Source organism: Paenibacillus oryziterrae, from assembly GCF_042610485.1.
Taxonomy (GTDB): Bacteria; Bacillota; Bacilli; order Paenibacillales; family Paenibacillaceae; genus Paenibacillus_AQ.
The window spans coordinates 85707-100697 of the sequence record NZ_JBGJZO010000011.1 but is presented as its reverse complement, the minus strand read 5'-3'; the positions used below and the strand labels follow the sequence as shown (position 1 = coordinate 100697).

15 protein-coding genes are annotated in these 14991 nt (G+C 47.8%); 2 read left to right on the top strand and 13 right to left on the bottom strand.

All coding sequences use genetic code 11. The features are described 5' to 3' along the window. Positions 1-51 precede the first annotated feature (51 nt). The 6 genes from ACAN55_RS13760 to ACAN55_RS13735 all read right to left on the bottom strand — a co-directional run bounded on the left by ACAN55_RS13760 (position 52) and on the right by ACAN55_RS13735 (position 6162). Positions 52-1044, bottom strand: coding sequence for an aldose 1-epimerase (locus tag ACAN55_RS13760; RefSeq protein ID WP_379133532.1), 993 nt, complete (start codon positions 1042-1044; stop codon positions 52-54). Positions 1045-1130: 86 nt separating this feature from the next. Then, positions 1131-1805, bottom strand: coding sequence for an MgtC/SapB family protein (locus ACAN55_RS13755; protein ID WP_379133698.1), 675 nt, complete (start codon positions 1803-1805; stop codon positions 1131-1133). 232 nt (positions 1806-2037) lie between these two features. Beyond that, complete coding sequence (locus tag ACAN55_RS13750; RefSeq protein ID WP_379133529.1) at positions 2038-2829, bottom strand: SDR family oxidoreductase; 792 nt, start codon at positions 2827-2829, stop codon at positions 2038-2040. A gap of 467 nt (positions 2830-3296) precedes the next feature. Further along, positions 3297-4091 carry an ABC transporter ATP-binding protein gene (locus ACAN55_RS13745; protein ID WP_379133527.1) on the bottom strand — a complete coding sequence of 265 codons (795 nt, stop codon included), beginning with the start codon at positions 4089-4091 and terminating at the stop codon, positions 3297-3299. Beyond that, positions 4075-5004: an ABC transporter permease gene (locus ACAN55_RS13740; RefSeq protein ID WP_379133525.1), complete on the bottom strand. Its 930-nt coding sequence runs from the start codon at positions 5002-5004 to the stop codon at positions 4075-4077. Before ACAN55_RS13740 ends, ACAN55_RS13745 begins: the two co-directional genes overlap by 17 nt. 84 nt (positions 5005-5088) lie before the next feature. Next, on the bottom strand, positions 5089-6162 hold the full coding sequence (locus ACAN55_RS13735) for an ABC transporter substrate-binding protein (RefSeq protein ID WP_379133522.1): 1074 nt from the start codon (positions 6160-6162) through the stop codon (positions 5089-5091). A 328-nt stretch (positions 6163-6490) separates the two neighbouring features. Here ACAN55_RS13735 and ACAN55_RS13730 point away from each other — a divergent pair, with 328 nt between their 5' ends. Further along, positions 6491-7444, top strand: coding sequence for a C40 family peptidase (locus ACAN55_RS13730; protein WP_379133520.1), 954 nt, complete (start codon positions 6491-6493; stop codon positions 7442-7444). Between the two features lie 53 nt (positions 7445-7497). Here the strand turns inward: ACAN55_RS13730 and ACAN55_RS13725 are convergent, their stop codons facing one another. From ACAN55_RS13725 to ACAN55_RS13710, 4 genes are all read right to left on the bottom strand, one after another. After that, positions 7498-7785, bottom strand: a complete 288-nt coding sequence (locus ACAN55_RS13725) for a stage VI sporulation protein F (RefSeq protein ID WP_379133517.1) — start codon at positions 7783-7785, stop codon at positions 7498-7500. Positions 7786-7851: 66 nt separating this feature from the next. After that, a complete protein-coding gene (gene recG / locus ACAN55_RS13720; protein ID WP_379133696.1) occupies positions 7852-9903 on the bottom strand; it encodes an ATP-dependent DNA helicase RecG in 2052 nt (683 codons plus the stop codon). Positions 9904-9918: 15 nt separating this feature from the next. Then, positions 9919-10782, bottom strand: a complete 864-nt coding sequence (locus ACAN55_RS13715; protein WP_379133513.1) for a DegV family protein — start codon at positions 10780-10782, stop codon at positions 9919-9921. A 55-nt stretch (positions 10783-10837) separates the two neighbouring features. Further along, complete coding sequence (locus tag ACAN55_RS13710) at positions 10838-12613, bottom strand: DAK2 domain-containing protein (RefSeq protein WP_379133511.1); 1776 nt, start codon at positions 12611-12613, stop codon at positions 10838-10840. 191 nt (positions 12614-12804) lie between these two features. On the opposite strand from ACAN55_RS13710, the gene rpmB reads away from it, so the two are divergent. After that, a complete protein-coding gene (gene rpmB, locus ACAN55_RS13705) occupies positions 12805-12993 on the top strand; it encodes a 50S ribosomal protein L28 (RefSeq protein WP_249898277.1) in 189 nt (62 codons plus the stop codon). 101 nt (positions 12994-13094) lie between these two features. Here rpmB and spoVM read toward each other — a convergent pair whose 3' ends face one another. From spoVM to rsgA, 3 genes are all read right to left on the bottom strand, one after another. Then, a complete protein-coding gene (gene spoVM, locus ACAN55_RS13700; protein WP_006675261.1) occupies positions 13095-13175 on the bottom strand; it encodes a stage V sporulation protein SpoVM in 81 nt (26 codons plus the stop codon). Between the two features lie 228 nt (positions 13176-13403). Next, positions 13404-14063, bottom strand: coding sequence for a ribulose-phosphate 3-epimerase (gene rpe / locus ACAN55_RS13695; RefSeq protein WP_379133507.1), 660 nt, complete (start codon positions 14061-14063; stop codon positions 13404-13406). Positions 14064-14067: 4 nt separating this feature from the next. Then, entirely contained in the window at positions 14068-14973 is a 906-nt protein-coding gene (rsgA, locus tag ACAN55_RS13690) for a ribosome small subunit-dependent GTPase A (RefSeq protein ID WP_379133505.1), read from the bottom strand. Positions 14974-14991 lie beyond the last annotated feature (18 nt).

The window sequence follows — 14991 nt, the reverse complement described above, 5'->3', positions numbered from 1 at the left end:
CATTTTTTACACCAGTATTAACGTTTACACGTACTGGTTTAGGGGGTTATTTTACTTTTTTACGTAAAAACGTGCACGCTCTTCCCAGTACTCGCCCGGCTGCAGACTGAATAATCCGATCTCTTCCGCGGGAAGGTCAACATTAGGCGCATTCACGAGATTAATCTGCGGCTCTGGGCAGAAGAACCCTTCAGTCGCGAAATTGTTCCAGATCATCCACTGTTTATAGGAAGTGCCTACATCGTAGACGAGTGTAACACCTGCTTTGTTGTCTGTCAGTTCCATGCGGTTACGCCCGTTTTGCGCAACAGCCGTATAATGGTTATCCATTGCCGCATAGAAAGGATAAACTCCCTCATCGCGAAGCTGTAATTCTTCCGGTTGCAGTTCTTGGAAGGCTCCGGTAGGCAGCATGCGTTCACTCAGCTCCCAGCGATTGCCGATGGTCAGTTTAACCCGGTAATCCTTGGCGGAGCTATCAGGTGCGAACGGTGCATTCACCGCCGTATGGAATGCCAGCAGACAAGGCATGGATTCACTGCCGTCATTACGGACCAGCAGCTGCTGGGACAACCCGTCATTACTCAAAGCATAACGCAGCTTGATTGTATATTTGTGGGGAAGATATTGATAAGATGAGTGATTCTCATCTACTGTGATCTTCACAGTGACATAGCTTTCAATATCATTGCTGCCGAAATCCTCAACTTCCCAGGCTGCAGTATGTAAGAAGCCGTGCAAGTGGTTCCCTGTAGCCACTTCATTCACCGGGAACTGATAAGTTTGTCCATTCCAAGGAAATTTACCGTCTTCATAACGGTTCGGGGGGAACAATACCGGAATTCCGTGAATCCCTGGATTGGCCCTGAACGCTTCCATCTCTTCCGCACCCGGTTCGTGTAGGAAACGGTAACCGCTTTCGGTATCACGGAAGCAAATCAGGTTGCCGCCGATTCCCGGCAGCATGGCTGCCTCATAGGGTCCTGCTTTAAGCCAGATTGCCGCTTCCCCTTCATATTGTCCTTCAAAGGCTGAATTTGACATAATAACTGTAACTCTCCCTTCCAGAATCTGATGATAGCTCTGCACTAGTTAGATTACCACAACTACGTGCAGGAGCAACAATCATTTTATAATTGCTCCACTTCGCAGCTCATAACATGGTCGATCTTCTTACAATCATAATAGATTTCAGTGGCATAATCACTATCCGGCGCAGAGATCACCATGTCGATCATTTGCCTTCCATCCTCCAGATCCTTGATCTTCATCCGGCGGATGACTCTGACTCCTCGGTCCTTCTTCTTCGTGCTGGGTTGGGGATGTTTCTCGATTTTCTGAATGACCTCGGTCAGAACGTAATTGGCCTCCATAATAATTTTGACTGAGACCTCATGCTTATTCAGCACCTGGGGACCAATGGCCTTGATCAGGTGGGGAACAACATTCACCGCGAACATCAGCAGCACCACAGCATAAATCGCCTCTACATAGAAGCCCGCACCCACGGCTATCCCAATGCCAGACGCCGTCCAGATCAAAGCTGCCGAGGTTAGCCCTGAAATCGCGTCACCGCCTCTGCGCAGGATTACCCCCGCACCCAAAAATCCGATCCCGCTGACAATTTGTGCCGCCAGACGCATCGGGTCCATATTAGGGTGCTCTGTTCCTCCGAACTTATCATAGGCGTGTATCGAGACCAGCGTCACGAGACAGCTTGCGATACTGATGACCATACTGGTCCGAATCCCCAGCGGTTTTTGCTTTAATTGCCGGTCGATCCCGATGAAAAGTCCGAACAGCATGGCCAAGAGCAACTTTACAATGGATTCCGTATGAATATCCACATTTAATCCTATAATACGACATCCACTCCTTTCGACACAGATATACTCAGTATACCTGATTATCATCTAAATCTTTAGCTCTATTTTGGAAGAAACGGCATCACCCTCTCTAAAAAGAAAGAATGATCCCGTTTCTGCTTCTGCAACTATTCGTTTTCATTTTATGACCGGCCTTCCCAGTTTAGAAGAATCAGCCGTGCAATAGCGACTCTGCTCCGTCACAATACACCTCTGTGCCTGTAATATGATCGGAATCGGCAGAGGCCAGAAACAGCGCCAGCTTGGCCACCTGATCCGGACGTCCGGGACCATTCTCAAGCGGTTGACCCCCATCCGGAAACTCCACCTTGATTTGAACTTCCTTCAGATCATCGGAGGGGTACGTATTCTCATCAATATGGGTCTTAATGGCTCCCGGACAAATCGCATTCACCCGGATTTTATATTGAGCAAGCTCAAGGGCAGCCATCTTCATAAAAGCGACCTGTCCGGCTTTAGTGGTACTGTATGCAGAGAAGCCGATATTCGAAAACACGCGGTTACCATTTATGGAGCTGTTGATCAGTATACTGCCCCCTTTGTCCTTAAGGAATGGAATAGCATATTTGACGGTGGCAAAGGTTCCACGAAGATTAATATGGATCGTCTGGTTCCAGGCATCAATATCCATGGTTTCGATCGGAGCCATCGTTCCGTTTATACCAGCGTTGGCAAACACGATGTCCAGATGTCCCCAGTGTTCAACCACTTTTTTTACGGCATCTTCTACTTGCTGCGGTTCGATAATATCACATTCAACGACAATTGCTTCCCCGCCCTCCTGCTGAATCTGCCGGACAACCTTCTCTGCATTCTCAACCGTCCGGTCCAGCAAAGCTACCTTGGCTCCATTACGCGCAAATTCCAGCACGGTAGCTCTTCCGATGCCGGACCCGCCTCCTGTTACGATAGCTACTTGCCCCTCCAGCCTTCTGTCTGCCATATGTGCGCCTCCTCATTATGTGTGAATGCTTAAGAGTTAGTTCTTTCCTTAACTTTCACCACCCATACGAGTGATGAATCGACGGCTTTACGATTGGCGGAGGCTAAAATATCAGAATGCTGGCAGGAGCTACATAATGGTGGCGGAGGCTCCGATAACGGAATGTTGCTTCGATCGCTGTGGTCTTCAGATGTATTGGATTATTTTCAAAGGTGTACATCTGATGACCAAGGCGAACGCTTCGCTTCTACGCAATCATTCCGTTCTCTCCGCAGGTACTGTGGCGGGGCTAATACGTAAACATTTCAATTACGTCCAAAAGGGGACTTCTGGATCGTCCACACTAAAGCGCTGATGTCCATTCCACATAAAGAACAAAGGCTGCCCCAAGTTGCCATTTCATGGCGTTTAGGACAACCTTTGTAATAGTGATTATATACATTGAGCATTACTAAACTAAATTTCCCTTAACCCAGCATCATCCGGTCGTCGGCCAGCTTATGGCCGCTGATTAACTCGAACTCGCCGAGAAGGCGTTCGACGGTAAGATCTTTTTTGCGGGTCTCGTCGATATCCAGAATGATGCTTCCTTTATCCATCATGATCAGGCGGTTCCCAAGCCGGATAGCCTGTTCCATGTTGTGTGTAACCATAAGTGTGGTGAGCTTCTGTTCGCGGACAATCGTTTCTGTCAGCTTCGTGATCAGTTCTGCACGGGAAGGGTCCAGAGCAGCCGTGTGCTCGTCAAGCAGCAGAATTTGCGGCTGGGTAAAGGTAGCCATCAGCAGACTGAGTGCCTGTCTTTCCCCGCCGGACAACAGTCCTACTTTGGCCCGAAGACGGTTCTCCAGCCCGATGCCCAGATGAGCCAGCTGCTCGCGGAAAAAATTCCTTTTAGCTGCGCTTACTCCGAAGGATAATCCACGGCTTTTGCCGCGTTTATACGCCATAGCGAGATTTTCCTCAATCGTCATACGCGGAGTAGTACCCGCCATCGGATCCTGAAAAACCCTTCCGATCCAGCGGCTGCGTTGAAATTCCGCCAGATGACTAATGGAGCGCCCCTCGATTAGCACCTCACCCAAATCAGGCTTCATCACTCCGGAGATAATATTCATGAGCGTAGATTTACCCGCACCGTTACTCCCAATGATGGTTACGAAATCTCCGGGATTCAGCTCCAAGTCGATACCGAGCAGCGCTATTTTTTCATCCGGAGTTCCGGGATTGAACAGCTTAGAGACATTATCTAGCTTTAGCATCGACAGCGCCCCCTTTCTTGCGAATCAGGGCTTGTTCAGCCAGTTCAGCCGTCCGCTTCCTTGCAGTATTCTTCTGCTTCAAGAACCGCTGAATGGACGGGAATACCAGAGCCACAAAAACAATCAGCGCGGTAATCAGCTTAAGATCTGACGCCTCCAGCCATTCCACCTGCAGTGCCAGTGCAACAACGATCCGATAGACGATAGAACCCAGCACAACAGCCAATGTTGCACGGAATACACTACCCGTACCAAAGATCGCCTCACCGATAATTACTGAAGCTAATCCGATCACGATCATTCCAATACCCATAGAAGAATCGGCAAAAGTGGAGTATTGGGCGATAAGAGCACCCGAAAGTGCTACCATCCCATTCGCCAGGCTTATACCGAGAATTGTCGTATTATCAGTGTTCACACCAAAGCTGCGAATCATCCGTGCATTATCCCCTGTTGCCCGCAATGCCAGACCAAGGTCTGTCCGTAAGAACAGGTCCATCAGAATTTTTACGGCAATCACTACAAATGGCATGACCAGCAGAGGATTTACCGAAGTAAAAAGAGAATCCTCTCCCATCAGCGATACGTTCGGTTTGCCCATGATGCGCAAATTAATGGAATAAAGTGCAATCATCATGAGGATCCCGGATAAAAGCCCGTTAATCTTTCCTTTGGTATGCAGCAGACCCGTGCATAAACCGGCTGCCATACCACCGCCAAATGCAGCCAGTGTGGCCAAAAATGGAGAATGCCCGCTTGTAATCATTACAGCTGCAATCGCCCCGCCAGTAGTGTAACTCCCATCCACAGTCAAATCGGGAAAATCAAGAATACGAAAAGTAATATAAACTCCTAATGCCATAAACGAATAAATCAGGCCAAGCTCGATAGCCCCGGGTAATTGATCAATCATAGGTGACTTCCTCCCTCAAACAGCAGAAGGGCGCTCGTGAAGAAACGCCCTTTTTGTCTAGTGTCTTGCTAAATCGAAAATTAGTTATTGGATGATATCGCTGGCTTGATCTGTTACTTCTGCCTTCATCGCATCTGTAACTTCAATGCCTTGTGCTGCTGCGGCTTTCATATTAAGAATGAGTCCCAGCTTCTCCTGCATCGTAACTTTCAAATCTCCGGCTTTTTTGCCATTCTTTAATACCTCTACAGCCATCTGTCCAACCTGGTAGCCGTGGTCATAGTATTTGAAACCAACTGTTGCAAAAGCTCCTGCTTCAACAGTATCACGGTCGCTTGCAAAGAATGGAAGCTTATTATCATTGGCAGTTTGGATAATTGTATCTACACTCGTCACTACAGTGTTGTCGAGTGTTATATACAGTGCATCAGCACGGCCAACAAGTGATTCTGCAGCCTGTTTCACTTCAGAGGTATTCGTAATTGCGGCTTTCAACAGCTTAATTCCATGTTTCTCTAGAGCTGCTTCGGCAAGGTCGGCCATAACAACCGCATTGGCTTCACCTTCATTAATGACAAGTCCCAGGGTCTTAACTTCCGGGAAATTAGCAGCTATAAAGTCCATCAGTCGGGTAATTGCTTCAGGATTTGTGTCGGAAGCGCCAGATACATTACCTCCCGGATGCTCAAGATCCGTGACGAGTTTAGCGTCCAGCGGATCGGTTACCGCAGCGAATAGAATCGGTGTATCATCCTTAATGGATTGCACTACTGCCTGTGCCGAAGGAGTGGCAATAGCTAGAACCAAATCATTATCTTCTGCGGCAATCTTCTGTGCAATGGATAAATTATTAGTTGCGTCAGCCTGGGCATTTTCGAAATCAACAGTCAGATTCTCGCCTTCTACCAGGCCTGCATCCTTCAATGCATCCAGTATACCTTGACGGGTAGCATCAAGCGCCGGGTGCTCCACGAACTGCGAAATTGCGATTTTGTAGGTTTTGGCTTCAGCATTAGCTGCCGGAGCAGAAGTCTCCGCCGCACCTGAATTTGTTGCATTTTCTGAATTTACCGCTGCATTATTGTTGTTCCCACAGCCTGCGGCAACGAGCATCAAGCACAAGCTGAGTCCGAGCCATATTTTCTTCTTTGTCTTCATCAGAATACCCCTTTTCGTTTACGGTATCAGCGCGTGCATAGATATTAGCGTTACAGCATCAATGCTTTTATAGATAAAAGCATTAAAGCGCAAGTTCGCACCTGCTTCCTAAAAAAGCAGTTCCTATCTATTAAACTTAATATTATATGGAGGTTGAATATCCGTCAATCACTTATGACTGCTCCATATTTTACAATATACGCACAATCCGTACTTCGATTATACAGAGATACTCGTTTCCCTTGACATTCATTGCCTGAGATCACTCTACATAAAAAACCACACTCTGCACAAACTTTACCTACTACGCGAACATGGAGTGTGACCAATGAACATTTATCAACGTAAAATACTGCCTGCTACAATGGCTCTACTCACTGTAGTATCCTGTTCTGCATGCGGCACCACTTCTACTCCAAAGGCCAGTAATTATTCAGTAAACTCAGTCAAGCCTAACAAAACGAATGTTTCAAGCTACCTTGAGAAATCCTCTTATAAGGACAATGCAGGTACGACCTGGATTCCGATTAAACCCGCCTTGACCTCACTGGGATACCGTATGAAGGATGAAACCTCCAATGGCGGATATGCCAAAATAGGATACAGTGACGTCATGTATATGCTCCGTCCTTACTCCAAACAAGTGTTTTCCTTGGGAAAAAACTTCACATTGCCAGAGGCGCCTGAGATCAGGAACAAACAGATTTATATGACTACACGCTCATTATCGAAATTCCTCCAAACGGAAGTAGGCTGGAACCCGGATAGTGGCGAAATTGAAATTGCAACCCCTTCAGAGGCCGCAAATCAGGTTGATTCACTACAGGGGGATTTGAAGACAGGCATTTCACAGCCCATGCAGAACGGTAAAATTAAGACGCTTAGTACATCAGTCAATACGGATAGTCTGGTTGCCTATGCCAAAAAATATCTTGGCGTCCCCTACGAATTCGGTGCTGGACCTTACGAAGAGAAGAAGACGTTCGACTGCTCTTCCTTTACCCGGCATGTATTTAAGAAATTCGGGGTTAACCTTCCCCGCCTTGCCAAGGACCAGGATAATGTGGGTAGACGGGTTAGTCGAAGTCAGCTTAAGGCTGGTGATCTGATCTTCTTCACCGTTCCGGGGAGATTTAAAAGCAATGCGATTCCAGGGCATGTCGGTATTTATATCGGCTATGGCAAGTTTATACACACATGGGGTGACCCGGGTGTACAGATCAGTCCCTTGGACACCGGCTACTGGAGTAATGTAACGCTCCATATGCAGCGCATTCTATAATAAACAAAAGGGCTGAGGGATATAATCCCTCGCCCTTATGTATTATCTGGCCATTAACGGAACATCCCCCATAACCGGATTAGGTGAAAAGTATTTTTAGGGTCAATTTTCTGCGCAATAACGAATTTAACGATTTGATCTTCCTGTGCAGATGAAAGCTTCTCATTCATGACACCCGCAGCATTGCGGACTAATCGGCGGACAATCGCAGGATCCTGCAGATCCTGTCTGGTAACCCCGTTGATCATGTTCTTGACCCGTTCTTTTATCGCCGGATTCTTCATCTTCAGCTTGATCCGTTCTACAAGCTGCGGACTGATTCCATATTGAAGATAGTTCATGTTTGGCACCTCCCGTCATATCCAGTCTTACTCAGTATATGAAGGGCAGCCCACACATGTGCCTAATCAGTCAATCAAGTCCCCTTGAAATATCTGCTCACCTTGCAGAAACCCGCGAAGCGGAGCGTAATCAGAGGAGGTCCAGAATGAAGTTTCCCGCAGAAGCTCTGCAGCATCATCTCGCGCCTGCTCCAGAACCTCGAAGTCTGCGGTCATATCAGCAAGCCGGAACTCCGGCAGGCCGCTTTGCTTGGTTCCGAAGAAATCTCCGGGCCCGCGGAGCTCCAAATCCCTCCGGGACACTTCGAACCCGTCATCGGTATCCGTCATGGCATTCATCCGTTCACGGCCGACCTCAGACTTCGGATCGGCGACCAGCACACAGAAGGAAGCATGCGCCCCTCTTCCGACCCTGCCGCGCAACTGATGCAGTTGAGACAGACCAAAGCGGTCCGCATCCATAATCACCATCAGGGTAGCATTCGGAACGTCAACACCTACTTCAACAACCGTCGTTGAGACCAGTAGCTGCAATTCATTCGCATAGAAGGCACGCATCACCTCGTCCTTCTCCCCAGGCGTCATTCTCCCGTGCAGCAACCCAACCTTATAAGCGGGAAAGTTCTGACTCATCTGAATATGCAGGTCGATTACATTCTGCACATCCAGCTTATCCGATTCTTCGATTAGCGGACAGATCAGATATGCCTGTCTTCCCTGGTCCACTTCCCTGCTGATCAGCTTCAAGACTCTGTCCATCAGATCATGTTTAACCCAGTACGTCGTAATAGGAACACGGCCCTTTGGGCGTTCAGACAGCGTGGACACGTCCATATCGCCGAACACAGTAATCGCAAGTGTTCGTGGGATAGGTGTTGCTGTCATCGTTAAGACGTCAGGATTATATCCCTTGCGTCTAAGAACACTTCGCTGGTTGACGCCAAAGCGGTGCTGCTCATCCGTAACCACAAGGCCCAGACTGCGGAAGAAAACATCCTCTTGGATCAGCGCATGGGTACCCACAACAATATCGGTTAAGCCTAATTGTAGAGATGCCAGAAGGTCTTTGCGTTTACGGCCATTTACGCTTCCCGTCAGCAAGCCGACCGTAATACCGAAAGGTTCAAACATTCTCGTCAATGATTTCATGTGCTGTTCAGCGAGTATCTCTGTCGGCACCATCAGTGCACCCTGATAACCGGATCTAACCGTAGCGTACAGCGCGATAGCAGCAAGTACCGTTTTACCAGAGCCCACATCACCCTGCAACAGCCGGTTCATACAATATTGCGACCTCATGTCGTGCAGTATTTCCAGCTCCACATGCTTTTGGGCATCTGTCAGCTCAAAAGGCAAGCTACGCACGAACTGGCGTACGGTGGCGTTATCTACGGTATGCACGACACCATCCATCCTTCCCCGGTTAAGCACACGGAAGGCTTGAACCTTCAACTGAAACAAGAACAATTCCTCATACACCATACGGCGCCTTCCTTGCTGGCCTTCCCGTGTATCCTCTGGCTGATGAATCGTTGCAATCGCGCGTTTGCGGGACATGAAATCATACTTACGCATAATGGAAGCCGGCAGAATCTCCGGAATGAGCTCGCCATACTGCTGCAATGCCGTATGGATAATTTTACGGATCCAGGTTTGAGTAATCTTCCCTCCCACCGAGTAGACCGGCTGAAGAGTTCCCGTCTTGCCTTCACCTTTATCAGGAAATTCATAGTCCGTCACCGTGATCTGGTTACGCTTCTGATCCCATTTTCCGGTGAGGACGATCTCTCTTCCCACAGTCAATTGCTCTCGCACATATTGCCGGTTAAACCAGGTTGCAGTGAACATCCATGGCTCCGCGAGAAATTTGCAGCTTAGTCGTGATTTCCCGCCATACCTTTGGAGTACAGGGACTCCGATGACCTTCGCCTCCACCGTCACCTTGTCGCCATGTTTGACTTCACTGAGTGATTTGGGGCGGTAATCCTCGTAACGAAAAGGATAATATTCCAGCAAATCCTTTACCGTAAAGACGCCAAAGGCGTGAAGCTCGCCTTGCTTTTGAGCGCTCACGCCTGTTATTTTCTTAACTTCAATTTTATCCAGTGACACAGTCATATTCATACTCATACCTCATTGTGCAGGCCAGATAAATACAGCTAACGTTCCGTTACCGACATGGCTGCCCACTACGGGGCCGATGTTCGTCAGAACCTGCTCTTCAAGGGTAAAATGCCCCGCAAGCTCTTGCATAAACTCCTTGCCTGATTCGGGTTCAGCCGTATGGCCCACCGCTACGTTGATATTATTGACACCCTTCAGATCTTCCTTGAACAGCTCGATCATACGGGCAACGGCCTTTTTGCGTCCTCTGACCTTCTCCACGGCATAAATAATACCTTCAGCATCAATGGAGAGAATAGGTTTGATGTTAAGCAGTGTACCCAGAAAGGCAGAAGCTTTCCCGATACGGCCACCTTTTTGTAAATACTCAAGCGTATCCACCAGGAAATACAACTTACGGGATTGGCGCATTTGCTCCACAGACTTCAGGATATCCTCAGGACTTTTGTCTTCTGCAGCCAACCTTGCTGCGTGAGTCACCATAAAACCAAAGCCGTAAGAAGCAGAAAGAGAATCCACTACCGTTATCAATTCCCCTTCGTCTTCAAGCATAGACTTGGCCAGCACTGCAGACTGGTATGTACCGCTCAGCCCAGATGAAATATGAAAGGAAAGGATAGGGCTGTGCGGATAACGCTCAAGAATATTACGGTATACATTCATGTACTCAACCGGGGAAGGTTGAGAAGTAGTCGGCAATTGGGAGGAGCGGGGAAGTCGCTCATAGAACTGCTCCGGCGTCATGTCCAAATTGTCCCGGAAGGCTTCATCACCGAACATCAAGGTCAAAGGCACAACCTCGATGTTGAGTGCTTCCGCCATTGCCGGCGGTATATCGGACGTACTGTCGGTAACGATTATGGTACGATTCATGCTTATCCTCCCCAAAATATATTCAAACTAACTCAATAAATAACGTGAAATCAAATTAGGGCTCCACGGAGAACAAGTAATAGTACAACGGTTGTCCGCCTTCATGGATCTCAATTTCAACTTCCGGATACGTCTCTTTGATCCAATCTCCCAGCGAATCCGTAATCTCCGCATTGGTCTCGTCACCGATCAGAACGGTAACAATCTCATCACCATTCTCAATCATGTTAGACAGCAGCGATTGACTGGCGGACAGCAGATCATCCGCAGCAGCAACGATTTTAGAATTAGAGATTCCGATAAATTGACCTGATTTAATCTCAAGCTCATCAAAGCTGGTATCACGCACCGCATTGGTAACCTGACCTGATTTAACGAGTGTAATCGCTTCAAGCATATTATCAGAATTAGTCTCCACGGAATCGTCTTCCTGGAACGCAAACGCAGCAGCGATACCTTGCGGAATGCTCTTGCTTGGAATCACTGTAATTTCACGTTCGCCTTCAAGCAGCTCTTTAGCTTGCTGGGCAGCCAAAATGATATTGGAATTATTAGGAAGAATATAAATGTGCTTAGCAGAGATTGACGAGATCGCATTAACGAAATCTTCTGTGCTAGGGTTCATAGTCTGACCACCAGCAAGCACAGCATCCACACCTAAACTTTTGAAAATATCAGCAATCCCATCTCCAGATGATACGGCGATGAAGCCATAAGGAGCCATGTCATCAGCAGGTGGTACAGCCGGGGACTGAATACTGCTCTTCTCTTTTGGAATGTCCGCGAACACATCTGGCATTGGAGCAATGTCCATACCAGCTGTAAGTAAGTCACGATGCTGCTCACGCATATTCAAAATGTGAATTTGTGTAATCTCGCCATAACGAAGAGCCAAATTCAGCACTTCTCCAGGAGCTTTAGAGTGTACATGCACTTTAATGGTTTCATCATCAGAAATAACGATAATGGAATCGCCATTCACTGATAGCGCTTTCCTAAATACTTCCTCATCGAAATCCGCGGGAGCGGTTCCACCGAGCTGACGGTTGATGAAGAACTCCATATCATATAAAAATTCAATATCTTCCGTGGACAGCTGGGATTGGGCGGAAGACTGCACATTCGAGATGGCAGGCTCAAGCTTCGTCAGAACAGGTGTAGGTGTTGCTGGTGCAACGGCCTGTCCTTGTACAGGTACCGAATGAGCGGTAACGCCACTAGTCAGATACTGATGAAATCCTTCATAGATGTAGACCAGTCCTTGACCACCAGAATCCACAACTCCCACTTGCTTAAGCACAGGCAATAGTTCAGGAGTATTGGCCAATGCTTCCTTAGCCTTAGCAAGGACTTCCGTCATCAGTTCGGTAACATCGCTTGTCCGACGTGAATAATAAACAGCGTGTCTTGCAGCCTCTTTGGCAACTGTGAGTATGGTTCCTTCTACTGGTTTCACAACTGCTTTATAGGCGGTATCCACACCTAATTGCAATGCTGCCGCAAATTGGCTTGTATTCAGCTCTTCATGCTGAGCGGCATACCGGCTGAAGCCTCTGAATAACTGGGACAAGATAACACCTGAGTTACCCCGTGCGCCCATCAGAAGGCCTTTGGAGAGTACGCCGGCGCATTGGCCGACTGAGGATGTATTATTCTTTTTCAATTCATTAGCGCCTGCGGTCATCGTTAAATTCATATTTGTTCCTGTATCACCATCAGGTACCGGAAAAACGTTTAAAGAATTAACGTGCTCTGCGTGCTGCTGCAGCTTCTCCGCACCGTTTAGCACCATGGCGGTAAAGTCTGCTCCGTTTATAGTACGCTTGCTCAATGAGAATTCCCCTTCCTAACTTCATGCCTAATCAACGCATTCATTAACTGGACATAATACACTAATATATATTGTACTATAAGAGTCAAAAGAAATAAATGTTTTTGAATTGGTTGACGTAGCATTTTTTGCTGTGATATTATATTTAAGTATTGTTTTATGCAGGTGTAAGTAACAAGGAGGTGTAATCTGTGTCCCGCAAATGTACTGTTACAGGCAAGAAGCCTAGCAGCGGAAACCACGTGTCTCACGCGAATAACCGCAATCGCCGCTCTTGGGGAGTTAACGTTCAGAAGGTTCGTATCTTGGTGAACGGCAAACCAAAGCGTGTATACGTCAGCACCCGTGCTTTGAAAGCCGGCAAAGTTGAACGCGTCTAGTCTCTGATATTTTACTGACTGACCAATATTTCTTATCAAGCAAAAAGCACCCTTTACATTTGTAAGGTGCTTTTTTTCACGTTTTCTTCTGTTCTTCGTACTTAGCTCTTCTGAAAGGTGTTCAAGATCGCTTTAACAAATCCTCCCAAAAATTTCGGTAGCTTGAATGTGTAAAATTTCATATTTCACCCTCCCATCATTTCATGCCTTACGGTAGGAGACTAGCTCGATTCACACACGATACGGCACTGCAGACCTCTCAGTTCCACAAGAAGAAACGGCTGTCCCGCCATGTCATGTACGGAACCCGTTTCATACGACAAAAAAGGCTACATGAGATTTCTGCTCATGTAACCATATTTATGCGTAAGGGACTTGACCTATTCCCCATACTCTTCATGACCCGCACTTTATCCCCGGCTGGCTGCTTCGCGAATCGATGATATCGCTGCGGCACGGTCCTTCATTCCAAAGACTGCATTCCCGGCCACAAGCACGTCTGCGCCTGCTTCAACAACCAACGGGGCAGTAGCCTCCCCAATCCCTCCATCGACCTGTATACGAAGCCCAGGGTTAACTTCCTGCGCCCACTGGCGTATTTGGCGGATTTTGTTCAGGGTATTCGGAATAAACGCTTGGCCTCCAAAGCCAGGATTCACCGTCATCACCAGTACCATATCCACATCGGGCAACACTTCGCTTAGAACGGAGGCTGGTGTGCCGGGGTTAATAGCTACCCCCGCCAGAAGTCCAAGCTCTTTAATCTGATGCACGGTCCGGTGCAGATGAATGCAGGCTTCCGCATGTACGGTAATGACAGCCGCACCAGCTGCCGCGAAGTCTGCAATATAACGTTCGGGAGACTCAATCATTAAATGAACATCAAGCGGCAGGGATGTATGATTGGACACCGCTTTAACGATAGGCGGACCCAGTGTAATATTTGGGACAAAATGACCATCCATAACATCCACATGTATCCAATCCGCACCGCCGGCTTCAGCTTCCGCTACCTCGGCTCCGAGTGCAGCAAAATCCGCTGACAATATGGATGGAGCAATCATAATCATAGATTCAGTACCTCCGCTTCTTATCCTTCATTTCATTATAAAACAGCTTATAATGCTCGTACCGGCTTTCTATAATATCCCCGGACTGTAATGCTTCAATTACCCGGCAGCCCGGCTCATGCAGATGGCTGCATCCACGGAACTTGCAATTCTCCGCATAAGACGTGAATTCCCGGAAGCAGGAAGACAGCTCTTCTACACCCAGCTCCAAAAAGTCCAGCTGGCTGAAGCCCGGAGTATCCGCTACAAAGCCGTTCTCACCAATATCCATCAGTTCCACATGACGGGTCGTGTGACGCCCTCTGCCAAGGCGCAGGCTAATCTCACCAGTCTCCAGAAGCAGACCGGGTACGATCCGGTTCAGCAATGTAGACTTACCTACACCTGACTGACCTGAGAATACGCTGATTTTGCCGGAAAGGCGCTTCCGCAATTCCTCACTCCCGGCTCCCGTCATAGAACTCGTTACAATGACTTCATAACCGATTTTCTCGTACATTTCCTTCACTCGGTTGGTATTGTCCTGATCAGCTTCGGCAAGATCCTGCTTGGTCAGAACAATTAAAGTGTCAATACCGGAGTGTTCAATGTGGACCAGAAATTTATCCAGCAGATTCAGGTTCATGTCGGGCTCACGGATGGAAAAAAGTAAAACGGCCAGACTTACGTTCGCAACCTGCGGACGGATCAGTTCGGAAAATCTGGGCATGATTTCGTCAACCATGCCCTCACCGTTCTCAGTCAGAACATAAACCACCTTGTCGCCAACGAGTGGAGATTCGCCTCTTTTTTTAAATATTCCCCGCGCCCTGCACTGCACAGCTCCCTCAGCGGAAGCAATAGACCCGTCACGCAAGGGAGTTACATAATAATATCCGCTTAAAGCCTTAGTAATTACACCTTCAGGCATACACAGTGAGCCTTCTTT

Coding starts and splice junctions, on each gene's coding strand:
- ACAN55_RS13760 (WP_379133532.1), bottom strand. CDS start 1,044: ATGTCAAATTCAGCCTTTGAAGGACAATATGAAGGGGAAGCGGCAATC.
- ACAN55_RS13755 (WP_379133698.1), bottom strand. CDS start 1,805: ATGCTGTTCGGACTTTTCATCGGGATCGACCGGCAATTAAAGCAAAAA.
- ACAN55_RS13750 (WP_379133529.1), bottom strand. CDS start 2,829: ATGGCAGACAGAAGGCTGGAGGGGCAAGTAGCTATCGTAACAGGAGGC.
- ACAN55_RS13745 (WP_379133527.1), bottom strand. CDS start 4,091: ATGCTAAAGCTAGATAATGTCTCTAAGCTGTTCAATCCCGGAACTCCG.
- ACAN55_RS13740 (WP_379133525.1), bottom strand. CDS start 5,004: ATGATTGATCAATTACCCGGGGCTATCGAGCTTGGCCTGATTTATTCG.
- ACAN55_RS13735 (WP_379133522.1), bottom strand. CDS start 6,162: ATGAAGACAAAGAAGAAAATATGGCTCGGACTCAGCTTGTGCTTGATG.
- ACAN55_RS13730 (WP_379133520.1), top strand. CDS start 6,491: ATGAACATTTATCAACGTAAAATACTGCCTGCTACAATGGCTCTACTC.
- ACAN55_RS13725 (WP_379133517.1), bottom strand. CDS start 7,785: ATGAACTATCTTCAATATGGAATCAGTCCGCAGCTTGTAGAACGGATC.
- recG (WP_379133696.1), bottom strand. CDS start 9,903: ATGACTGTGTCACTGGATAAAATTGAAGTTAAGAAAATAACAGGCGTG.
- ACAN55_RS13715 (WP_379133513.1), bottom strand. CDS start 10,782: ATGAATCGTACCATAATCGTTACCGACAGTACGTCCGATATACCGCCG.
- spoVM (WP_006675261.1), bottom strand. CDS start 13,175: ATGAAATTTTACACATTCAAGCTACCGAAATTTTTGGGAGGATTTGTT.
- rpe (WP_379133507.1), bottom strand. CDS start 14,063: ATGATTATGATTGCTCCATCCATATTGTCAGCGGATTTTGCTGCACTC.
- rsgA (WP_379133505.1), bottom strand. CDS start 14,973: ATGCCTGAAGGTGTAATTACTAAGGCTTTAAGCGGATATTATTATGTA.